Origin of the sequence: Winogradskyella sp. MIT101101 (assembly GCF_047126865.1) — a bacterium.
In the GTDB taxonomy this organism is placed as follows: domain Bacteria; phylum Bacteroidota; class Bacteroidia; order Flavobacteriales; family Flavobacteriaceae; genus Winogradskyella; species Winogradskyella ouciana.
The window spans coordinates 50,012-70,715 of record NZ_CP138982.1 but is presented as its reverse complement, the minus strand read 5'-3'; the positions used below and the strand labels follow the sequence as shown (position 1 = coordinate 70,715).

At 35.0% G+C, this 20,704-nt stretch carries 21 protein-coding genes; 14 read left to right on the top strand and 7 right to left on the bottom strand.

The window, feature by feature from the left end; all coding sequences use genetic code 11:
* Positions 1-74: 74 nt before the first annotated feature.
* A complete protein-coding gene (locus SIB89_RS00330; RefSeq protein WP_412560681.1) occupies positions 75-2,540 on the top strand; it encodes a carboxypeptidase-like regulatory domain-containing protein in 2,466 nt (821 codons plus the stop codon).
* On the opposite strand, the gene SIB89_RS00325 is transcribed toward SIB89_RS00330, so the two are convergent.
* A complete protein-coding gene (locus SIB89_RS00325) occupies positions 2,537-3,334 on the bottom strand; it encodes a hypothetical protein (protein WP_412560680.1) in 798 nt (265 codons plus the stop codon). The two genes, SIB89_RS00330 and SIB89_RS00325, sit on opposite strands and share 4 nt — an antisense overlap.
* A 124-nt stretch (positions 3,335-3,458) precedes the next feature.
* Here SIB89_RS00325 and SIB89_RS00320 point away from each other — a divergent pair, with 124 nt between their 5' ends.
* Positions 3,459-5,255 (top strand): T9SS type A sorting domain-containing protein, encoded by a 1,797-nt coding sequence (locus SIB89_RS00320; protein WP_412560679.1) that lies wholly within the window; start codon positions 3,459-3,461, stop codon positions 5,253-5,255.
* A gap of 129 nt (positions 5,256-5,384) precedes the next feature.
* Positions 5,385-7,166, top strand: coding sequence for a T9SS type A sorting domain-containing protein (locus tag SIB89_RS00315; protein WP_412560678.1), 1,782 nt, complete (start codon positions 5,385-5,387; stop codon positions 7,164-7,166).
* Here SIB89_RS00315 and SIB89_RS00310 read toward each other — a convergent pair.
* A complete protein-coding gene (locus SIB89_RS00310; protein ID WP_412560677.1) occupies positions 7,156-8,301 on the bottom strand; it encodes a cysteine desulfurase family protein in 1,146 nt (381 codons plus the stop codon). The genes SIB89_RS00315 and SIB89_RS00310 overlap by 11 nt on opposite strands.
* Positions 8,302-8,336: 35 nt before the next feature.
* Here SIB89_RS00310 and SIB89_RS00305 point away from each other — a divergent pair, with 35 nt between their 5' ends.
* Positions 8,337-9,302: a hypothetical protein gene (locus SIB89_RS00305; RefSeq protein WP_412560676.1), complete on the top strand. Its 966-nt coding sequence runs from the start codon at positions 8,337-8,339 to the stop codon at positions 9,300-9,302.
* Here the strand turns inward: SIB89_RS00305 and SIB89_RS00300 are convergent.
* Positions 9,299-9,856, bottom strand: a complete 558-nt coding sequence (locus tag SIB89_RS00300) for a Smr/MutS family protein (protein WP_412560675.1) — start codon at positions 9,854-9,856, stop codon at positions 9,299-9,301. The genes SIB89_RS00305 and SIB89_RS00300 overlap by 4 nt on opposite strands.
* Positions 9,846-10,064 (bottom strand): hypothetical protein, encoded by a 219-nt coding sequence (locus SIB89_RS00295; protein WP_412560674.1) that lies wholly within the window; start codon positions 10,062-10,064, stop codon positions 9,846-9,848. Before SIB89_RS00295 ends, SIB89_RS00300 begins: the two co-directional genes overlap by 11 nt.
* Before the next feature lie 86 nt (positions 10,065-10,150).
* On the opposite strand from SIB89_RS00295, the gene SIB89_RS00290 reads away from it, so the two are divergent.
* Genes SIB89_RS00290 through SIB89_RS00275 form a run of 4 tightly spaced genes read left to right on the top strand, consistent with a single transcriptional unit; the run spans position 10,151 to position 11,470 of the window.
* Complete coding sequence (locus SIB89_RS00290) at positions 10,151-10,450, top strand: DUF2752 domain-containing protein (RefSeq protein ID WP_155087759.1); 300 nt, start codon at positions 10,151-10,153, stop codon at positions 10,448-10,450.
* Positions 10,451-10,458: 8 nt separating this feature from the next.
* Positions 10,459-10,782 (top strand): CCC motif membrane protein, encoded by a 324-nt coding sequence (locus SIB89_RS00285; protein ID WP_155087760.1) that lies wholly within the window; start codon positions 10,459-10,461, stop codon positions 10,780-10,782.
* 18 nt (positions 10,783-10,800) lie between these two features.
* A complete protein-coding gene (locus SIB89_RS00280) occupies positions 10,801-11,076 on the top strand; it encodes a CD225/dispanin family protein (protein WP_412560673.1) in 276 nt (91 codons plus the stop codon).
* Positions 11,063-11,470, top strand: coding sequence for a DUF2752 domain-containing protein (locus SIB89_RS00275; protein ID WP_412560672.1), 408 nt, complete (start codon positions 11,063-11,065; stop codon positions 11,468-11,470). The genes SIB89_RS00280 and SIB89_RS00275 overlap by 14 nt, the downstream gene beginning before the upstream one ends.
* Here the strand turns inward: SIB89_RS00275 and rocD are convergent.
* Positions 11,467-12,747, bottom strand: a complete 1,281-nt coding sequence (gene rocD, locus SIB89_RS00270; RefSeq protein ID WP_412560671.1) for an ornithine--oxo-acid transaminase — start codon at positions 12,745-12,747, stop codon at positions 11,467-11,469. The genes SIB89_RS00275 and rocD overlap by 4 nt on opposite strands.
* Positions 12,748-12,989: 242 nt before the next feature.
* Here rocD and rlmD point away from each other — a divergent pair, with 242 nt between their 5' ends.
* The 5 genes from rlmD (at position 12,990) to SIB89_RS00245 (ending at position 16,976) form a co-directional block, all read left to right on the top strand.
* Positions 12,990-14,471 (top strand): 23S rRNA (uracil(1939)-C(5))-methyltransferase RlmD, encoded by a 1,482-nt coding sequence (rlmD, locus tag SIB89_RS00265; protein WP_412560670.1) that lies wholly within the window; start codon positions 12,990-12,992, stop codon positions 14,469-14,471.
* 5 nt (positions 14,472-14,476) lie between these two features.
* Entirely contained in the window at positions 14,477-15,019 is a 543-nt protein-coding gene (locus tag SIB89_RS00260; protein WP_273291303.1) for a DUF6452 family protein, read from the top strand.
* On the top strand, positions 15,000-15,743 hold the full coding sequence (locus tag SIB89_RS00255) for a DUF6048 family protein (RefSeq protein ID WP_412560669.1): 744 nt from the start codon (positions 15,000-15,002) through the stop codon (positions 15,741-15,743). Before SIB89_RS00260 ends, SIB89_RS00255 begins: the two co-directional genes overlap by 20 nt.
* Positions 15,744-15,839: 96 nt before the next feature.
* A complete protein-coding gene (locus SIB89_RS00250; RefSeq protein ID WP_412560668.1) occupies positions 15,840-16,364 on the top strand; it encodes a DinB family protein in 525 nt (174 codons plus the stop codon).
* Between the two features lie 141 nt (positions 16,365-16,505).
* Positions 16,506-16,976, top strand: a complete 471-nt coding sequence (locus tag SIB89_RS00245) for a hypothetical protein (protein ID WP_412560667.1) — start codon at positions 16,506-16,508, stop codon at positions 16,974-16,976.
* 167 nt (positions 16,977-17,143) lie between these two features.
* Here the strand turns inward: SIB89_RS00245 and SIB89_RS00240 are convergent, their stop codons facing one another.
* Positions 17,144-18,097: a phosphoribosylaminoimidazolesuccinocarboxamide synthase gene (locus SIB89_RS00240; protein ID WP_412560666.1), complete on the bottom strand. Its 954-nt coding sequence runs from the start codon at positions 18,095-18,097 to the stop codon at positions 17,144-17,146.
* Between the two features lie 74 nt (positions 18,098-18,171).
* Positions 18,172-19,125 (bottom strand): PhoH family protein, encoded by a 954-nt coding sequence (locus tag SIB89_RS00235; RefSeq protein WP_155087771.1) that lies wholly within the window; start codon positions 19,123-19,125, stop codon positions 18,172-18,174.
* 121 nt (positions 19,126-19,246) lie between these two features.
* Here SIB89_RS00235 and SIB89_RS00230 point away from each other — a divergent pair, with 121 nt between their 5' ends.
* Positions 19,247-20,089: an S-adenosyl-l-methionine hydroxide adenosyltransferase family protein gene (locus tag SIB89_RS00230; protein ID WP_412560665.1), complete on the top strand. Its 843-nt coding sequence runs from the start codon at positions 19,247-19,249 to the stop codon at positions 20,087-20,089.
* The last annotated feature ends 615 nt before the right edge of the window (positions 20,090-20,704 follow it).

Here is a 20,704-nt window from a genome sequence, read left to right as displayed (position 1 = left end):
ATGCTGAAACAAGTTCAGCATGACAAAACTTGATCTTTATGATCTTTTTTAATGCTAACTATAAAAACTAATATTTGAAACGCTTACACTTTATTCTTCTATTTTGTTTGCTATTCAGCGTGTTTTCTTTTTCGCAGTCTGCAATTATAAGAGGTGTTATCTTGGATGAAGCTAATAACCCAATAGAAAATGTTAACATAAAAGCTTCTACTGGTGAAGGGAGTGCAACCAATAAAAATGGCTTCTACGAATTAAGAGTACCTTCAGATATTGAATTAACTTTAGAATTTACACATGTTGGGCACAGTCGTGTTGTTTCAAAATTCAATTTGAAAAATGGGCAGGAATTAGAGTTTAATCCTGTAATGAAAGTTGAAGTAGAGCAAATTGCTGAAGTGGTCATTTCTACCAATACAAGGCAAAGCGTCGACGGAATTGTCTCTGTGACTCCAAAAACTTTAAGAACCATAAAAGGCGCACAACCTGGTGTTGAAAATATTCTAAAAACACTACCTGGTGTTAATATTTCCAATGAGCTAAGTACACAATATTCCGTACGTGGTGGAAATTTTGATGAAAACTTGGTTTATGTTAATGAAATTGAAGTGTATCGTCCGTTCTTAATTCGTTCTGGTAACCAAGAGGGTCTGAGTTTTGTAAACACAGATTTGGTCTCAAATGTTGATTTTTCTGCTGGTGGTTTTCAAGCCAAATATGGAGACAAACTTTCTTCTGTATTGGATATTACATATAGAAATCCTGTGGATTTTGGCATAAGAACAGATTTAAGTTTTTTGGGAGGAAGCATTGCTGCTGAAACGATTTCTAAAGATGGAAAATTTTCTGGTATTGCTGGTGTGCGTTACAGAGACAATAGTTTAATATTAAACAACTTAGAAACCGAAGGTAACGTAGAACCTGTTTTTGCAGATGCCCAGACCTATTTAACGTATCGCTTTTCGGATAAGTTTCATCTCAACTTTCTAGGGAATATTTCTTTAAACAAATACAACTTTGAGCCAGAAAATAGACAGACCAACTTCGGTACACTACAAGAACCTGTTGCCTTGTTGGTGTTCTATGATGGAAATGAGGAAGACCAATACCAAACTTATTTTGGCGCTTTTAAAGCCAATTATTTTGTCAACGAAGATTTAACGCTAAAGATGATTGCTTCAGCATATCACACCATAGAGCAAGAGTATTTCGACATTTTTGCGCAATACCGTTTAGGAGAAGTCAATACTAATATAGGTGACGAGGATTTAGGTGAAGTTGAATTCAGCGAAGGCATTGGCTCACAATTAACACATGCACGTAACGATTTAGACGCCTTTATCGTCAATGCCGAGCATAGAGGTGATTACAAAATCGATGAAGAATCCACTGTAGAATGGTCTGTAAAATACACGCACGAGGATATTAGAGATCGTTTGGTAGAATATGAGATTATAGATTCGGCAGGCTTCTCTATTCGTCCACCGAATTTTAGCATTCCAAACTTACAACCTTACGAACCTTTTGAAGGACCTCTAACAGCTTTTGAAAACATTAGAGCGTTGAATAGAGTTCAAATAAATCGTATGCAAGCTTTTGCCCAATATAGTAAACGAACAGAATGGGGAGCCAATGAAGTGTTTTACAATGTTGGTGTTAGAGCACACAACTGGACTGTGAGTGGCAAGGATATAGAAAGCAATACACAAACGGTTTTTAGCCCAAGAGCTCAATTTGCCATTAAGCCAAATTGGGACAAGGATATGTTGTTTAGAGTTGCAGGTGGTTTGTATTACCAACCACCCTTTTACAGAGAATTAAGAGATTCCTCTGGTGTTGTGCAACCAGATGTTAAAGCTCAGAAATCCTTTCATATAGTTCTAGGTAATGAATATAGCTTCAAAATGTGGGACAGACCATTTAAGTTAGTTACTGAAGCCTACTACAAAGGTTTAAGCGATGTAAATCCGTACACTTTAGAAAACGTAAGGATTCGTTATAGGGCCAAGAATAATGCTAAAGCTTACGCCTATGGGTTGGATATGCGATTGAATGGTGAGTTTGTACCAGGCACTGAGTCATGGTTTAGTTTTGGCTATTTAAAAACCGAAGAGAATATTGATAATCGTGGTTACATTTCTAGACCAACCGATCAACGTTTAAAGTTTGGAGCATTATTTCAGGATTATGTACCAAACATGCCCAATTTAAAAATGTACCTCAATTTGGTGTACAATACAGGTGTTCCTGGTGGGTCTCCGAGTTATGCGGATCCATACGATTTTCAGATTCGATTGAGAGACTACAGACGTGCAGATTTGGGTATTTCCCTAGAACTAGTAAACCCAACCAAAACCTACAACGCTCGCTGGAAAAAGAAGTTTAGGGAACTTTCCTTAGGTTTTGAGATTTACAACATGTTCAACAACCAAAACTCTATTACCAATACTTGGGTAAGGGATGTTTATACCAAACGACAATTTGCCATTCCTAATTATTTAACGCCTCGCGTTTTTAATTTGAGATTGTCGGCTAAGTTTTAATCGTTAGTAAATTTAGACACTACCAGACCAAAATTATTGACTACACAATCTGTACCCGAAGTCTGGTTGGCTCTCGAATAAGCTATTTTAAGTTTTGCTCCGTTAGAATTAAATGTCCCTAACTGATATAGCAATATAGTTTCACTTATTTTACTTAGTCTGCCATTTCCTCTTAATAAAGGAATTGTTTTTTCAAAAATGATAATTTCACTTGTATCACCAATATCTATCGCTATAACTATAAAGCCATTTCCATTATTAGGAACAGCATCAAATGACAATCGTAATACAACAGCATCACCTACCACTAATGGGGTCAATTTATGAGTTGTACTATTATAAAAATCAGTAGCTGTGGTTCCTGTTGGTGCGTATGAACTTATCGTGGAGTCACCAGGGTCATTCTCAAAATCTAAGTCTAGGTCAACAAAATTACTATAGTCTGTTAAATCTGGTGAATTAACAAATGGCAAGGTAAAACTACTATCAAAATCGTTCAGAGCTACCCAACCTGCGGTTTTATTATTAGGCGTAGATGTAGATTCCATTTCTTCCCAAACTGATCCATTGTAAAAATAAAACGCATCCAAATCTGTATCAAAAACCAATAGTCCTTTAGCTGGCGAAGAGATAGAGTTTCGATCTGTAGTTGACATTCTAGGAGTAAGCATACCTTGGCTGTCGGATTCTAATTCTAGTAATGCAGATGCATCAGGGTCTGTTGTTCCAATACCCACTTGGGCATGAGCTTGAAATACAATAAAGAATGTTATAGCGGTTAAAATACGTTTCATAAATAAAAATCTGGGGCAAATTCTAGTGCAATAATATACCAATTATCGATTAAAACCAAATTTTAACGTTCAAGTACCTTATTTTTTTTATATTGCCAACTTTTATAACCCAAATCTTTAGGCCATGCGTATACTAACTTCACTGCTTTTATTAGGCTATAGCGCATCGATATTTGCACAATTAAATGTTAGAAACAATACCTATATATACGTAAAAGATGAAGTTGTCTTTGTCAAGGATAATATAAATCTCAACGATGCTGATTCTAAAATATATTTAAGGGATGAATCACAATTAATCCAAGGCGATGGAACTTCTGGCAATTCTGGTTTAGGAGAATTAAGTATTTACCAAGAGGGAAATGTGAATCAATGGTCCTATAACTATTGGTGTTCACCTGTTGGCGGCATTTTAACCGATAATTTTTTAAATAATTCTTTTCGAGTAAATCAAATCGATGACCCGTTGCTCTTAACAGTGAGCACTATAGATAGTGACGATAGTATTTTTACCAACAATTATAATGGAAACAGTACTCCACTGATTATTTCTAACCGATGGTTGTGGACCTTTGTTTCATCAGATTCAAATAGTGATTGGGTATATGTAGGAGAAACAGGAGATGTTTCACCAGGGCTAGGTTTTACAATGAAAGGAATGGGTTCTGCAGTTACTGGGGACCAAACATACGATTTTAGAGGAAAACCAAATAATGGAACCATAGGCAATTCTATAGCGGATGGTGTGTTCACTTTGGTAGGTAATCCGTACCCAAGTGCAATTGATGCTGCTCTATACATACATGATACCGACAATATAAACGCAATAGATGGTACTTTATATTACTGGGAACAGGATGGAACGGTTAACTCACACGTTTTACAAGACTATGTTGGTGGCTACTATGAATTCACCATAAACGCGACAGGAGATATGATAACAGATTCACCTGCTGTATTCACCACTTACGATGAAGATGATAACTCGTATCCTTTAATGATGCCATTGAATGGAGTTAAATCCGCTGGTCGTTACATCCCTATTGGTCAAGGATTTATGGTTAAAGGTATAACTAGTACTTCAGGAACTGTGTATGCTAAAAATGAGCATCGTGTTTATGAAAAAGAAGGTGGAAATAGTATATTCTTTAGAAATGGAAGTCATAATAGTGCTCAAGAATCTGATAACTCACAAATTATATATCAAGATAATGGTTTAACAATAGTTCCAGAAGATTATAAGCGTTTTAGAATTAATGTCGATTTTACTGTAAATCAGTCTAAATATACCAGACAATTGGTTTTAAACTTTCATGACAGTGCAACGGCTGGATTTGATCGAGGTTTGGAGTTAAGTCGCTCTGAAAATTTTGCTAACGATGCCTATTTTACAATAGATAACAAAATCTATTCTGGGCAAGCCTACCCTTTTGATCAAGCTCTTATAATACCTCTGAATGTAGATATTGAGGAACAACAACTACTACGATTTAGAATTTTTGATATTCAAAACTTTGAAGAAAATCAAGACATCTATATTCACGATGTGCAAACGAATACTTTCGTTAACTTAAGAGATGAAGATTATGAATTAAATATTGATGCCGGTAATTATACCAACCGTTTTGAAATTGTATTTATGCAACAAAACGTCTTAGATGTTAAGGATTATATTTCTGAATCTGTAACTGTAGTTCAAAATAATAATTTACAGGAGCTATCAATTTTAAACCCGAATAATCTTAATGTTAAATCTATTGAAATTGTTGACGTAAATGGTAAGCACATTTTAAAACGTCAGTTCGATGCGAGTACAGAGACATACAAATTATCTACTGCAAATTTGAGTGATGGCGTTTATATTGTTAATATTAGACTTAATGAAACAATTATGTCTCAAAAAATCTTGGTTAAGGAATAGCCAAATTTTAGCGCAACAACTCAAATACTCGTTGTATTACACCTAAGGTATCATTAAATTTTATAAATTTGTAACTGTCTAATACACTTTAGGTTACCCTACTAAGCTATAGTTATAAATTTATCAAGCATGAAATTTTCCCTCATCGCATGCCTAATGCTATGTTTTAGTTCGGTTTTTGCACAACTTAGTGTCAGAAACAACGCTTTTGTCTACGTTCATGATCAGGTTTTGTACGTAGAAGATGATGTTAACCTACAAGAATCAAATACAAATCTATATCTAAGAAACGAAGCTCAGTTATTACAAGGTACTGGTACTACAGGAAATTCTGGTGTCGGTCGCTTAAGTGTTTACCAAACAGGCACCGTAAATCAATGGAGTTATAACTATTGGTGTTCACCTGTTGGTAATAACTCTGCTTCTAATGGTAATGAAGCCGCTAGAGTAGAACTACTAAATGATGTAACCGGACTAATTACATCTTCACCAGCATCTTTTACAACAAATTATAATGGTACCGCTACACCACTAACAATTTCTAATCGTTGGTTATACACTTATGAAACTTCATCAAATTACTCTGACTGGGTATATGTTGGTGAAAGTGGCGCAATAAATCCAGGACTCGGCTTTACCATGAAAGGTAATGGTACCGGAACAACTGGCAGCCAGGTTTACGATTTTAGAGGCAAACCTAACAATGGCACCATAACAAATGCTGTTTCTAATGGAGATTTTACATTAGTTGGTAATCCTTACCCAAGCGCAATGGATTCTGCAGCATTTATACATGATACTGATAATGCTAATGAAATAATAGGAACTATATTTTACTGGGAACAAGATGGTACTGTAGCTTCTCACTATGTTGCGGATTATATTGGCGGATATCATGAATTTACAATTGATCCATCTGGTACAATAATATCTAACTCTTTCGCTCAATTTGAAACCTACGACAGTGCTGGTAACTCAGTAGGTATTCCTCCTGGTCCTCCTGGTGGCACAAAACAAGCAAGGCGTTATATTCCGATAGGGCAAGGTTTTATGGTTGAAGGACAAGCTGGAGTTACAAATGTAGTTACTACTAAAAATGCTCATCGTGTTTATGAAAAGGAAGGAGCAAATAGTTATTTCTTTAGAGATGGTAATGATGCAAGCTCAAGTTCAAATGATGTAATTGAATATCAAGATAATGGATTGCCTATCGTACCTGCGCATTGCCAAAGATTTAGAATTAATATTGATTTTACGGTTAGCCAAGGTCAGTACACGAGGCAACTTTTGCTAAACTTTCTTGATACAGCTACAATGGGCAATGATAGAGGTTTAGAATTGCATCGCTCTGAAAATTTATCAACTGATGCCTATTTCACCCAAAATAATGACATATACTCTGGATTAGCCTTCCCTTTTGAAGAAGCTTTGGTCATTCCTCTTGTAGTTGATATACAACAACAGCAGCCTTTACGTTTCAGGATATTTGATATTCAGAATTTTGATGATTCACAAGGCATTTATATTCACGATATTGAGAACGAGCTTTATGTCAATCTTAGGGAACAAGATTATGAATTAAACATCGAACCAGGCAATTACACCAATCGCTTCGAAATTGTATTTACACCTGGCGAGGCTCTAAGTATTAATGATTTTGAAGTTAGCAAGCTTGCCATAAGACAGAACAATGACTTACATCAACTTGCTGTTTTAAATCCAAATGGATTAGACATTAAGTCTATTGAAGTTTTTGATGTTGCAGGCAAGCGTATGCTTAATAACCAATATGATTCTGTATCAAATCGCTATGAACTCTCTACGGTAGATTTAAGCGACGGAGTTTATATAGTCAATGTGACTTCAAATACAAATACGGTAAAATCTGAAAAGGTGATCGTTAAGAATTAACAAAATCCTTTAGAACATCCACCACATAATCTAGTTCTTCTTTAGTGTTAAAAATACTAAATGAGAAGCGCACGGACGGTCGCTTTAGTTTATTCTCATCCAGAATTGCCGAAAGTACATGGGATTGTTGATTGCTTCCACTTTGGCAAGCACTTCCTTTAGAGCAAGCGATACCTTTAAGATCGAGTTGAAACTGTAGCATTGGTGCCTTCTCTGGAGCAATAGGCAAACAGACGTTCACCAAAGTGTATGTGCTATTTACTGTGTCTTCACAACCTCCATTAAAGCTGACATCATCTATATTTTCCTTTAATTGTGCAATGAAGTAATTCTTCAATTCAGAAATGTATTGTTTTTCGGTATCTAAATTAGTATACGCAATTTTCAGCGCTTCGTCCATACCAACAATATTATGGATGGATTCCGTACCAGCTCTATAACCTCTCTCCTGCTCACCACCAAAAATAAGTGGCTTCAATCCAGATTCTTTTCTTACATAGCAAAACCCAACACCTTTTGGTCCATGGAATTTATGTGCACTAGCCGCTAAAAAGTCAATCGGGATGTTTTGCAAGTCTATTTTAAAATGTCCTACAGATTGTACACAGTCTGACTGAAACAAAGCTCCAGATGCTTTACATAAATTGGCAACGCGTTCAATATTGAGAATATTGCCAACTTCGTTGTTGATATGCATTAAGCTGACCATAGCTTTATCTGAAGATTGCAATAAGTCTTGCAGGTGATTATAATCCACCAATCCACAATCATCTAAATTGACAAAACTAACAGTGATATCATATTCCTTTTGTAATTGTTCTACGGTATGCAACACAGCATGATGTTCAATCTTGGAAGTAATAATCTCTGTAACTCCCAAATCCCTTACGGCACTTCTTAAGGCCAAGTTATCAGCTTCAGTTCCACCCGAGGTAAACACAATTTCAGCTGCAGACACATTAAAATAACGCGCAATGTTTTTTCTACATTGCTCTAAAAGTGCTTTGGAAGCTCTACCAAAACTATGTGTAGAAGAGGCATTACCAAAGTTATTATTGAGGACTTCGGTCATTCGCTCTACAACTTCTTTACGAAGTGGTGTGGTCGCTGCATTGTCTAGATAAACGTGATTCATGTTGCAAAAATATTGCAAATAAAATTATTTAGTTAATGCAACGTTATAATTTTACAAATCCGTTATTTTTGTTCAAAATTGAATCTATGATGCGTCGAATCTTTATCGTAATTTCTTTATTGCTTTTAACTGCTTGTGATGATGGTGATATTATCACTGTAGATTTAGAGTTTGATAAAGAACTAGACTACTGTACAAATAGCACAGAGTCATTTTTAATATATGATTTACGTGAGGATCCCAATGAATCTTTATCCTTGATTATTCCACGAGGCAACGATCAAGAATTTCCATTTACAGAAGCTACTCCCGTAGATGATCCTATAGAGTTTGAAATAAATATGTCTACTGTTAGATTTATCTATAGAACCTACAATAGGTCTGTTGGAACTGACGAATTATGTGATTTGGTGCCTCCAGCCGATTTGACCATTGTAGAAGATTATGAAGCTGATAGTGGTACTGCCTTTGTTACGGTTACCATTGACGATGATGATAACGATGGTATTCCGAGTGAAGACGAATACGGACCAGGAGGTTTAGCAGATCCTCAAGATACAGATGGTGATGGTATTGCTGATTATTTAGATGAAGACGATGACAATGACAATGTAAAAACAATAAATGAACTCGATACAGAAAATGCTGATGGCGACGATAATCCTGCAACCAATCCTTTAGATACAGATAATGACGGTACTGCAGATTATCTAGACACCGATGATGATGGTGATGGTGTATTAACTCGATTTGAGGATGAAGATTTAGATAAAAACCCTATAAATGACACTTCTATAACTGAAGGTGTTTCCATTGCTCATTACCTTAATGAATTAGAAGCCACAGATTACGGTGACCCAGGCTTAACAGATGATAACGAATATTCCAGAACAGTAACAGCAAGTTTCTTGATTACAGGTTTCGATTTTGATATCTTATCAGCAGACGAACTCGATCTTGGTACATTGACTTATTCTTTTCCTTTACCGGAAGAAGATTAGGGTGCTACATTCTGAAATATTCTAACCTCAGTGGCTCCTAGCCCATAGGTTTTATAGTCAGCATCATAAAACTTTACGTTATTATATCTGCCGAATAAAGTTTCGAGCTCTTGTCGTAACACACCTTCTCCCACTCCATGAATAAATACAACCTTAGGTATGCGTTTACGTATCGCAAATTCTAGCTGTCCTCTTGCAGTATCTAGTTGAAGATTCAGCATATCGAAATTGGTCATACCTTTAGTAGAATCCGTTAGGTGGTGAATGTGTAAATCGACTTCAAATTTTGGTGCATTTCGTTCTTTAGGCTTTACGGTTGGTACTGATTTTCTCTTTACCGTTTCCTTCTCTTTTTTTACGGCTTCTATATCAGAATTATAAATGGCGTTTTTTAGTGTTTTTTCAGAGTTTATAATCACTAGTTCATTGGCTTCAAACTGAAGCTCAAAACCATCAGCATCTTCAATTGCAACTGAGTTACCAGAGGTTTTTGTCACAACACCTTTTATGGCATCGTCAATAGTTTCAACTGTATCACCAACTTTAATCTTCATCTGCCTTCTCGCTTTTTACGTAAGTTTCTTCCTCTTGCTTGTCATTTTTACTTGGAATATTTCGAGATGTTCTATAGATCCCAAACATCAATAAGATGATACCTCCCATTAATAAATAGGTGTTCTGCTTTTCTTCTGCTTGAGCATATATGGCAATAATTCCACCAGCTACAATACAAACAAAGTTTATGGTTCTTGAAATATTCATTTTAATTCTATTTTATGCAAAAATAAGCTTTAGAATAATTATTTAGAGCTAATAAAAAAGTATTTGCAAATTCCTATTTTAGCACTATGCTAATTTTGATTAAAGGAATAGAAGATTATATGTTGCCTTGCCTTAACAAAAAATTGTTTGGCTTTGAGTGTATGGGTTGTGGGCTTCAGCGTTCTTTGGCTTTGCTAATAAAAGGTGAATTTATTTCTGCCTTTTATATGTATCCTGCAATTTATACGCTTATAGCATTAATTGGGTTTATTGTACTCAATAGTTTTAAGAATTTTAAAAACGGAAATAAAATAATTACTATATTGGCAATACTGAATGTGGTCATTATCATAGGCAGTTATTTACTTAAACTTTATCTTAAATAAAATTCATTATGGAACAACAAAAACTCAATCCAGCAATTGTATATGTATTATCGATTATCGGATTATTATGCTGCTGTTTTGGCGGTGCTGGTGTTTTGCTGGCAGGACCAGCATACTTTATAGCTCAAAGTAATCTTAAAAAAGCTGCTGCTGACCCTGAAAATTATGATCAGAGTAGTATAAATGCAATGAAAACTGCTAAAATTGTTGCTCTCGTAATATTGATTATTAATGTGATTTATTTAATAATGACCGTTTACAGAATATATACTGTGGGATGGGATGAAATAATGCGTCAATCTGAAGAAATGATGCAACAATGGCAACAATAACCAACTAAAACCCAATAAATGGAACAAAAACCACAAAGACCAAATAGCTATTTGGCATTAGCGATAATCAGCACAATCTTGTGTTGTTTACCAACCGGAATAGTAAGTATAATTTATGCAACACAAGTTAATAGTGCCTATGAAGATGGCAACTATACAAAAGCAGTGAGTGCTTCTAAAAATGCAAAAACATGGGGAATTGTCTCCATAGTTTTAGCTGCTTTAGGCTGGTTGGTATATGTACTCATATTCGGATTGGCGTTTTTAGGCGCTGCTGCAAATGGTGAATTTTAACAAAACTATATATATAGTACTTATAGTGGTAGTGTTGCTTTTAGCACTACCACTATATTTTTTTATAGACCCATCAGTATCGGCATTTTTTCCAAAGTGTCCATTTTTAAGCTTTACAGGATTGTATTGTCCTGGTTGTGGAAGTCAAAGGGCTGTGCATAATTTTCTTCAAGGAAACATCATTACAGGAATAAGGCTCAACTATCTAATTTTACTGCTGGTTTTAGTTTTAGCGTATCAAGCTATATTATTCCTTTTTAACAAATTTGGGTCTAAAACCTATGACAACCTTCTACATAAATCAAAAATGACCAAAGCTATATTAGCAATGGTCATTATTTTTTGGGTATTGCGCAATATTCCTATTGCACCGTTTACTGAGTTGGCACCTTAATCTTCAAACTCTTTTAAAGTCTTAGTAATAATAGATACACAATCTAATAGTTGCGCTTTTGTCATAACCAATGGTGGTGCAAAACGGATAATATTGCCATGTGTTGGTTTTGCTAATAAACCATTATCTCTAAGCTTTAAACAGATATTCCAGGCGGTTTCGCTCTCTTCATCATCATTGATGACGATAGCATTTAACAAACCTTTACCCCTTACCAAGTTTACTATAGAACTCGTTTCTATATATTTGTTTAATTCCGACCTAAATAGGTTACCTAATTCAAAAGCATTTTCGGCTAATTTTTCGTCTCTTACAACCTCTAAAGCTGCAATAGCAACAGCTGCTGCTATTGGATTTCCTCCAAATGTACTTCCATGGTTTCCTGGTTTAATGACATTCATAATATTATCATTCGCCAATACCGCTGAAACCGGATATGCTCCGCCAGATAATGCCTTACCAAGAATTAATACATCTGGTTTTACTTCAGGCTCAGAAGAACAATTCTTATCTGTACAATCACAGTTGCCACAAGTGGCTAGTAATCGTCCTGTACGTGCAATACCTGTTTGAACTTCATCAGCGATAAACAGTACATTATATTTTTCACAAATAGCTTTAGCTTTTGTTAAATAATCTTCACTCGGAACATAAACTCCTGCTTCACCTTGTATAGGCTCAACTAAGAAACCTGCTACATTTGGGTTGTTTTGTAGCGCATCTTCCAAAGCGTTAAGATTATCGTATTCAATCTTAATAAATCCTTTGGTGTAAGGTCCAAAATTCTTTCGAGCTACTGGATCATTACTGAATGAAATAATCGTTGTGGTACGTCCATGAAAGTTGTTTTCGCAAACTACTATTTCTGCTTCATTTTCGTCAATACCTTTGACTTCGTAAGCCCATTTTCTACATAGCTTCAACGCCGTTTCCACAGCTTCAGCACCTGTATTCATTGGTAATAACTTATCGAAACCAAAATACTCGGTTGCAAATTTTTCGTACTTCCCTAACATATCATTGTAAAATGCACGAGAGGTTAAGGTCAACGTTTGTGCCTGATTGGTCATTGCACCAACAATTTTTGGATGACAATGTCCTTGGTTTACTGCAGAATATGCAGAAAGAAAATCGTAATACTTTTTACCTTCCACATCCCACACATACACGCCTTCTCCTCTACTCAATACTACTGGTAACGGATGGTAGTTGTGCGCACCATACTTGTTTTCTAAATCGATCGCTTGTTGCGACGTTAATTGGTCTAAAACAGCCATTTTAATAAAATTTTAATTGTGAATAAAATAACCATTCCTGCTCTACCTTTATTCCTTCAAAGACCTTGCGTACCATTATTGAAGTTATGGTGTAGCCCTTGAAAAAGCAGCGTGGGAGAGAAATCATCCCTAGAGGCTGTAAAGTTACTAAATTCTTTGATAATTTCCAGAAATGGCAAGACCCAATTAATATACGTAGATTAATTAAAGAAAGAATATCTTTGCAGCCAAAATTTATCAAAATGCCAAGAAGGGAACGCAACAAATTCGTAAAACGCGGACAAATTATTGAGATTTTAATCGAAGACTATGCCTTTGGTGGCAAGGGTATTGGTCGCATTAGAAATGAACATGGTGAGTTTGTAGTGTTTGTTCCCAATACTTTGCCTGGCCAGTTGGTTAAGGCTCAAGTAAAAAAATCGAGCAAAAAATACGCAGAATGTAAACTGCTCGACGTTTTAAAACCCTCGGAGGACGAAGTTGAAATGCCTTATCAAGACATTCCTGGCGCACCATACATTCAGTTACCTATTGAAAAACAACACGAATACAAAAAGCAAAGTACGCTAGAGTTGTTTAAGCGCATAGGAAAAGTTGCTGATATTGAAGTTAAGCTTGATGAATTTGTCAGTTCGCCAAACACCTTTCATTATCGTAATAAAATGGAATATGGTTTTTCAGCGATTGGGTACGACAGGGACCTAAAAACTGATGTAGATGAATTTACATTAGGGTTTAAAAGACGTGGACTTTGGTGGTGTGGTGAAAACTTGGAAAAAGACTCAGGTTTATTTGATGCTGAAGTTGAAAACCATTTAAAAGACATTAGGGAATATTGTAAAGCTACAGGATTGGCACCTTGGCATGCACCACGCAAAGAAGGTTTTTTTAGATATTTCGTAGTCCGAAAATCGTACAAAACAAATAAGTTGTTATTTAATTTGGTAACGACTTCTCACGACTTAGATCAATTTCACTTGGATAAGTTCGCCAACTACTTAGTTGAATTGTTTGGTGACCGTGTTGCAGGTTTATTACATACCATTAACGATGAAATTGGTGACCGTACCATAGCAACAACCGGAAGCATTAATCTTGTGTATGGTGAGGACAAAATTGTAGAAGAATTATTGGGCTTAAATTTTGAAATCAGTATGAAAAGCTTTTTTCAGACCAATCCTAAATGTGCTGAGAAACTCTATGATAAAGTTGTGGAGTATGCACTTGAAAACAAAGAAGCTGTAGATAATTCGGTGGTGTTAGATTTGTTTTGTGGCACAGGTACCATAGGACAAATAATTGCTAGCAAGGCTAATAATACCAAAATCGTTGGTGTGGACATTGTGGCTTCGGCCATTGAAGATGCCAAGGAAAATGCAAAGCGTAATGCTATTGAAGGTTTAAAGTTTTATGCTGCTGATGTTGGGAAGTTCTTAACCGAACATCCTGAGTACACCAATAAAATCAGGACAATTATCCTAGATCCTGCTCGAGCTGGTATTGCACCCAAAACCCTTAAAAAAATAATAAACCTTAATGCAGAACGTTTGGTTTATGTATCTTGTAATCCTGCTACACAAGCGAGAGATACTGAGCAATTAATGGGCTCTGGTTATGAGATAAAAAAGCTGAGTTTGGTGGATCAATTTCCGCATACGGCTCATATTGAAACTGTAGTTTTATTTGAAGCCCATAATGGGCCTTTGGCAAATCGCTCAAACTAAATTTAATGAAGAAAAAACAATTTTTACTTCTTTTTGCATTTCTAACGATACTGTCTTGCGAACGCGACGACATCTGTGCCGAAGGTACTGCAACTACACCTCGTCTTTTAGTAGAGTTTTACGACATAAACAATCCTGATGATTTAAAAAGTGTATCCAGACTAACAGTTTATGGTGAAGGTTTACCAGACCCTAATCCTCCAGTAGCAAATGTTGATGAAACGATTTTGTTTAATGAGAATACTACAGCCGTTGAATTACCCTTAATTGTTGGTATTGATGATGACACTACTATTACTACGCGTTTCATTCTAGAAAAGGACACAAACCTAAGGTTAGATGAAGATGATACCACACAATCTGATGTAGATATTATCGAAATTACATATACAACAGAGTTCGTATATGTCTCTAGAGCATGTGGCTATAAAAGTATATTTAATAACCTAGATGTTAATTTAGAGGAAGACAGCTGGATAAGTGCTGTAGAAACAATAGTAACGGAAGTAGAAAACGAAAATACAGTACATGTACGCATCTTACATTAAAAGCATGGCCATATTGCTGTTGTTCTCTACAATAGCTTTTGCACAAGAGGAAAAGAAAACCGTAACGGATACTTTGGTCTATAAGCAAAAGTATGGTTTACGATTAGGTGCTGATATCAGCAAACTGGGACGTACGTTTTTTGACGATAACTACACAGGCTTCGAGATTATGGGAGATTATCGTCTGACAAAAAAAATCTATTTGGCTGGTGAAATTGGTAATGAAGAACGTACCATAGAAAACGAAGTGCTGAGTAACACCACAAAAGGAAGCTATTTTAAAGGCGGAATAGATCTTAATTTTTACAAGAACTGGCTCGATATGGAAAACATGATTTATGTTGGTTTCCGTGCTGGAGCTAGTACCTTTAGTCAAACTTTAAATAGTTACAGAGTATATGATGTCAATCATCAATATTGGAACGACGATTTATTTTCTGTTGAAGAAGGTGAAGAATTCAAAGGGCTTACGGCAATTTGGGCAGAAATACAGATAGGTATAAAAGCAGAAATGTTCAATAATTTTTATGCAGGCATCAACGTACAACTAAAGGGACTCGTCACAGAAATTGCACCAGATAATTTTGAAAACCTGTACATACCTGGTTTTAATCGCACCTTTGATAGTGGTCGTTTTGGTGTTGGATTTGGATTTAACTTATCGTATTTAGTCCCTATCTTTAAAAAAGACAAAATTGTAGTACAAGAAAAAGAAGCTGAATAACTAATAGCTAATAACTAATAGCTAATAGCTAATAGCTAATAGCTAAATAAACAATTCAACAAAAATCCCTATCTTTTCTTTATCAAAACTACATTTATGGATAAAGAAGCAATTGCTGACTTAATTGATGCCAAACATTCTGACTTAATCTCTTGGTTAGAGCAACAACCCAACGACCATTGGACACAGGGCCCAGAAGGTAAATGGACGCAAGGTCAACAAGCATTACATTTATTACAAAGCATAAAACCTCTTAATGATGCTTTGAGCCTACCTAAACTTGTATTACGGTTTAAATTTGGAAAAGCCAACAGACCAGTAAGAGACTATGACGCTATTGTAAAACGCTACCAAGAACGATTAGAAGACGCAAAAGGCAAAACCTTTAAGGGTTCTCAAAATATGAAAGTACCATCAATTGCAGATAAGAAGTACTTACTCAATAGACTTCAAACCGAAAGTAAAAAGCTACAGTACAAAACAAAAAAAATCAGTGACAAGAATTTAGACACTGTAGTACTTCCACATCCACTAATGGGCAAAATGCCAGTACGAGAAATTATTATGTGGACAGCACATCATGTAGAGCATCATACTAAGATTTTGAAGGAAAAATACTGATAATCATTTAGCATTGTAGGGCAACCTTTCAAAAGTTTCAAAATCTCAACTCATATTAAATTCAAAATGCTGAAACAAGTTTTAGCCTATTTAACGCAACCCTTAGCAAATCTTCGCATCTTATCAAAAAAACGTCTTGTTATGAAAAAATTACTTTTACTATTTATCAGCATTTTCCTATTCAATGTGGTTATTTCACAAAATAACGCTATAAAAATCACGAACTTAAATACCAATAAAGAAAAAGTTATTAAAGAAAATAAAAGAATAAAATTAAAAACTTCTGATGGACAAAAGATTAAAGGTCGTTTTAAAGTAGAAAATGATAGCACAATTATTGTTGATGGTGCTATAATAAATTTATCTGATATAGAAGAAATAAAACGTAATCCCCTTTTAACCTCTGTTCTCACATCTGGGTTTCTTATTTATAGCGGAGTTATTATAACCGGAATAGCCGTTTTAATTGGCGTATTAGCCGATTCAACTGCGTTTTGGTTGGTTTTGCCCGCAGGAGGAATGATTTATACTGGCATAAAAACACCAAATATTAATAAAAATCATAAAAAAATTAAAGGTTGGAAATTTGAAATAATATCAATATCTGATTAAACCTGCTTTTATATTGTATTATCTCAATTACGGTAAATATGACTTTGCTTAACCAAGGCTAAAAAGATACTCAGAATTGTTAAGGTTAGTTTAATCTGGTGCTTTTGGATATTTTAATTCATAACTGATAGTCGAACGAACCTTTCGACATTTCAACTAATAAACAACTAAACACTTTCCAAATACCCTAAAACATTAGCCTCTATCCGATTCTGAATATCAGAAACATCTGCTTTTACAAAAGTTTCTCCTGTAATATTTTCAAAGAGTTCAATGTAACGTTCACTAACGGTTTCAATATAGTCATCGCTCATAAAAGGTACGGTTTGCCCTCCTAATCCTTGAAATCCATTAGATATCAACCACTGTCGCACAAACTCTTTAGAAAGTTGTTTTTGTGCCTCTCCTCTATCTTGCCGTTCTTGGTAACCATCAGCATAAAAATAACGCGAGGAATCTGGTGTATGGATTTCATCAATTAAAACAATACGACCATCCTTGGTTTTGCCAAACTCATATTTGGTATCCACTAATATTAAACCACGTTTTGCTGCGATTTCTGTTCCTCTCTGAAACAGTTTTCGGGTATAATCTTCAAGCACTACATAATCCTCCTCAGAGACAATACCACGCTTCAAAATATCTTCTCTAGAAATATCTTCATCATGGTCGCCCATTTCGGCCTTTGTAGCTGGTGTGATGATGGGCTCTGGAAACTTGTCATTTTCCTTCATGCCTTCTGGCATTGCTACTCCACAAAGTATGCGCTTACCAGCCTTATATTCGCGAGCCGCATGACCAGACATATAACCTCTTATCACCATTTCCACCTTAAACGGCTCACACAAATGACCAACAGCCACATTAGGATCTGGTGTAGCTACTAACCAATTTGGTACTAAATCTTCAGTATCTTCCATCATCTTAGTCGCTATCTGATTGAGAATTTGCCCTTTATAGGGAATACCTTTTGGCATTACAACATCAAAAGCGCTTAATCTATCCGTAGCAACCATTACCAATTGCTCATCATTGATGTTATACACTTCTCTAACCTTGCCTTTGTAAACACTTTTCTGGTTAGGAAAATTGAAGTTGGTATCTATTATTGTATTACTCATTCTATCTTTAAACGTTTATTCGTTTAACTGTTTTTTCATTACTGTAAACTGTTACTGCAAACTGCGACTAGTTCCTAGTCCCGATTCTCAATACTCTTATAAGCCGCAATAACTTTTTTAACCAACTTATGACGTATCACATCTTTATCATCTAAATAAATCATGCCAATACCATCAACATTCTTAAGAACAAGTAAGGCTTCCTTTAATCCTGAAATGGTTCGTCTTGGCAAATCTACTTGCCCTGGATCTCCGGTCAATAAGAACTTAGCGTTTTTGCCCATACGTGTTAGGAACATTTTCATCTGTGCATGTGTGGTGTTTTGGCCTTCATCTAAAATTACAAAAGCATTATCTAGAGTACGTCCACGCATAAATGCCAATGGTGCAATTTGAATGACTCCTTTCTCGATGTAATTCTCTAATTTTTCATGCGGAATCATATCTCGTAAGGCATCATACAGAGGTTGCATATAAGGATCTAATTTTTCCTTTAAATCACCTGGTAAGAACCCAAGGTTTTCACCTGCTTCAACCGCAGGACGTGTTAAAATAATACGCTTAACCTCCTTGCTTTTTAAGGCTTGTACTGCCAAAGCCACACCAGTATAGGTCTTCCCTGTACCAGCAGGACCAATGGCAAATACCATATCATTTTTACGGATGCTTTCAACCAGTTTTCTTTGGTTGACGGTTTGTGCCTTAATCAGCTTACCACCAACACCGTGAACTATAACCTCACCACTTTTAGCAGAGGTATTGTAATCTTCACTACTATTGCTGGTTAAAATACGTTCAATAACATTCTCATCGAGCTTGTTATATTTTCCAAAATGTTTCATCAACATCATCATTCTGGTATCAAACTCTTCTAGCAAACTCTCATCACCATAGGCCTTAATTTTATTGCCTCTGGCTACAATTTTCAGTTTAGGAAAATATTTTTTTAGAAGTTCTATATTGGCATTTTGCGCACCGAAAAATTCTTTAGGAGTTATTTCTTCGAGTTCAAGGATAAGTTCGTTCAAAAGGCTACTGAATTTAGTATGTTAATCTGTTTTCTTTTCTTAGTTTTGTGTATCACTAAGACACAGACAAATCTAATAATTTTAAGACCTCAATTCTAAAAAAAATATCAACAATTAATTCATGGCTATAATCACTTTAACGACTGATTTTGGAGAAAAAGATCATTTTGCTGGTGCAATAAAAGGTGCTATTTATAGTGAATTGTTAGACGTTAGAATTGTAGATATTTCACATTCAGTATCACCATTTAATATCTCTGAAGCGGCTTATATTATTTTAAATGCCTACAGTAGTTTTCCAAAAGGGACGATACATATTATCGGAATTGATTCTGAGTTAAACCCTGAAAACAAGCACATTGCAGTTAAATTAGATGATCATTACTTTATATGTGCCAACAATGGGATAATGAGCATGATCTGCGCAGAAATTGTACCTGAAAAAATTGTTGAAATTAATATACACGATAAAATAGAAACCAGTTTCCCTGTGCTGGATGTGTTTGTAAAAGTAGCATGTCACATTGCAAGAGGTGGAACTCTTGAGATTATCGGAAAAGTTATTAACACTATTAAACCCATTAAGAATTTAATTCCGTTTGTTAATGACGAAAAAAATCAAATCATAGGCAGTGTAATTTATGTTGACAATTACGGAAACGTAATTACCAATATTACTCAGAAGTTTTTTGAAGAGGTCCAAAAAACTCGTGATTTTGAAATATCTGCACGTAACCATAAGTTTAAAAAAATATATAGTAAATACAGTGATATTGTAAATTTTGAAATTGAGGAATTTAAACGTAACGATGAAGGTAAAGGCTTAGTTGTTTTTAATTCTTCTGGATATTTAGAAATAGCAGTATACAAAAGCAATTGTACCACTGTAGGTAGTGCTTCTACACTTATGGGATTAAAAACCATGGATACCGTGACTGTTAACTTTATGTCTTCCAAAAGTTAATCTAAATTTCAAATTTGAAGTTCTCTCCTAACTTTCTGTAGAATATTTTAGATTAACAAAATTTACAAAATTCTTACCACTTTAAAATTATTTTAGTCTTCAAAATTTTGTTAATCAATCAGTTACATGTTAACTTTTTTTAACAAAAAACCATTAACATTTTTTTAACGTATATCTATTAGACGCAATTAAATTTATTTTTAAATAATTTCTCATAGGGTAAAATAAGTTTAAGGTGTCTTATTGTTTTAAGAAAGCTATAAACCAAGATTTTTATAACTAGCAATCCCTCAAGTTAATCGGTTTTTGGCTTCTTAAATAAATTAAGTATCAAAAGTTGATACCTAATTAATCCTAAAACCAAGACTTATGAGAAAAATTCTACTTCTAGACACTTGCTCTATAATCTTTGATTTTTACAAATCGGATGTTTTCGAAAGAAAAGCTGAAAAATTCCTCAAATTCCAATTCCCCAAATCCAACATCCACTTTACCTAAAATTTAAAATCAATTCAAATTCCTATTGAGATCGTATCAACTCATCCAATATGATGTTTTAGAAGATAAAATACTTTCTTACATAGTAAACAAGCGTTTAACCAAATTCAAACAATT

Coding starts and splice junctions, on each gene's coding strand:
- SIB89_RS00295 (WP_412560674.1), bottom strand. CDS start 10,064: ATGAATATTTCAAGAACCATAAACTTTGTTTGTATTGTAGCTGGTGGA.
- SIB89_RS00310 (WP_412560677.1), bottom strand. CDS start 8,301: ATGAATCACGTTTATCTAGACAATGCAGCGACCACACCACTTCGTAAA.
- SIB89_RS00300 (WP_412560675.1), bottom strand. CDS start 9,856: ATGAAGATTAAAGTTGGTGATACAGTTGAAACTATTGACGATGCCATA.
- SIB89_RS00250 (WP_412560668.1), top strand. CDS start 15,840: ATGGATAAAGAAGCAATTGCTGACTTAATTGATGCCAAACATTCTGAC.
- rlmD (WP_412560670.1), top strand. CDS start 12,990: ATGCCAAGAAGGGAACGCAACAAATTCGTAAAACGCGGACAAATTATT.
- SIB89_RS00285 (WP_155087760.1), top strand. CDS start 10,459: ATGGAACAACAAAAACTCAATCCAGCAATTGTATATGTATTATCGATT.
- SIB89_RS00245 (WP_412560667.1), top strand. CDS start 16,506: ATGAAAAAATTACTTTTACTATTTATCAGCATTTTCCTATTCAATGTG.
- SIB89_RS00290 (WP_155087759.1), top strand. CDS start 10,151: ATGCTAATTTTGATTAAAGGAATAGAAGATTATATGTTGCCTTGCCTT.
- SIB89_RS00255 (WP_412560669.1), top strand. CDS start 15,000: ATGTACGCATCTTACATTAAAAGCATGGCCATATTGCTGTTGTTCTCT.
- SIB89_RS00230 (WP_412560665.1), top strand. CDS start 19,247: ATGGCTATAATCACTTTAACGACTGATTTTGGAGAAAAAGATCATTTT.
- SIB89_RS00275 (WP_412560672.1), top strand. CDS start 11,063: ATGGTGAATTTTAACAAAACTATATATATAGTACTTATAGTGGTAGTG.
- SIB89_RS00325 (WP_412560680.1), bottom strand. CDS start 3,334: ATGAAACGTATTTTAACCGCTATAACATTCTTTATTGTATTTCAAGCT.
- SIB89_RS00320 (WP_412560679.1), top strand. CDS start 3,459: ATGCGTATACTAACTTCACTGCTTTTATTAGGCTATAGCGCATCGATA.
- SIB89_RS00240 (WP_412560666.1), bottom strand. CDS start 18,097: ATGAGTAATACAATAATAGATACCAACTTCAATTTTCCTAACCAGAAA.
- SIB89_RS00260 (WP_273291303.1), top strand. CDS start 14,477: ATGAAGAAAAAACAATTTTTACTTCTTTTTGCATTTCTAACGATACTG.
- rocD (WP_412560671.1), bottom strand. CDS start 12,747: ATGGCTGTTTTAGACCAATTAACGTCGCAACAAGCGATCGATTTAGAA.
- SIB89_RS00315 (WP_412560678.1), top strand. CDS start 5,385: ATGAAATTTTCCCTCATCGCATGCCTAATGCTATGTTTTAGTTCGGTT.
- SIB89_RS00305 (WP_412560676.1), top strand. CDS start 8,337: ATGCAACGTTATAATTTTACAAATCCGTTATTTTTGTTCAAAATTGAA.
- SIB89_RS00280 (WP_412560673.1), top strand. CDS start 10,801: ATGGAACAAAAACCACAAAGACCAAATAGCTATTTGGCATTAGCGATA.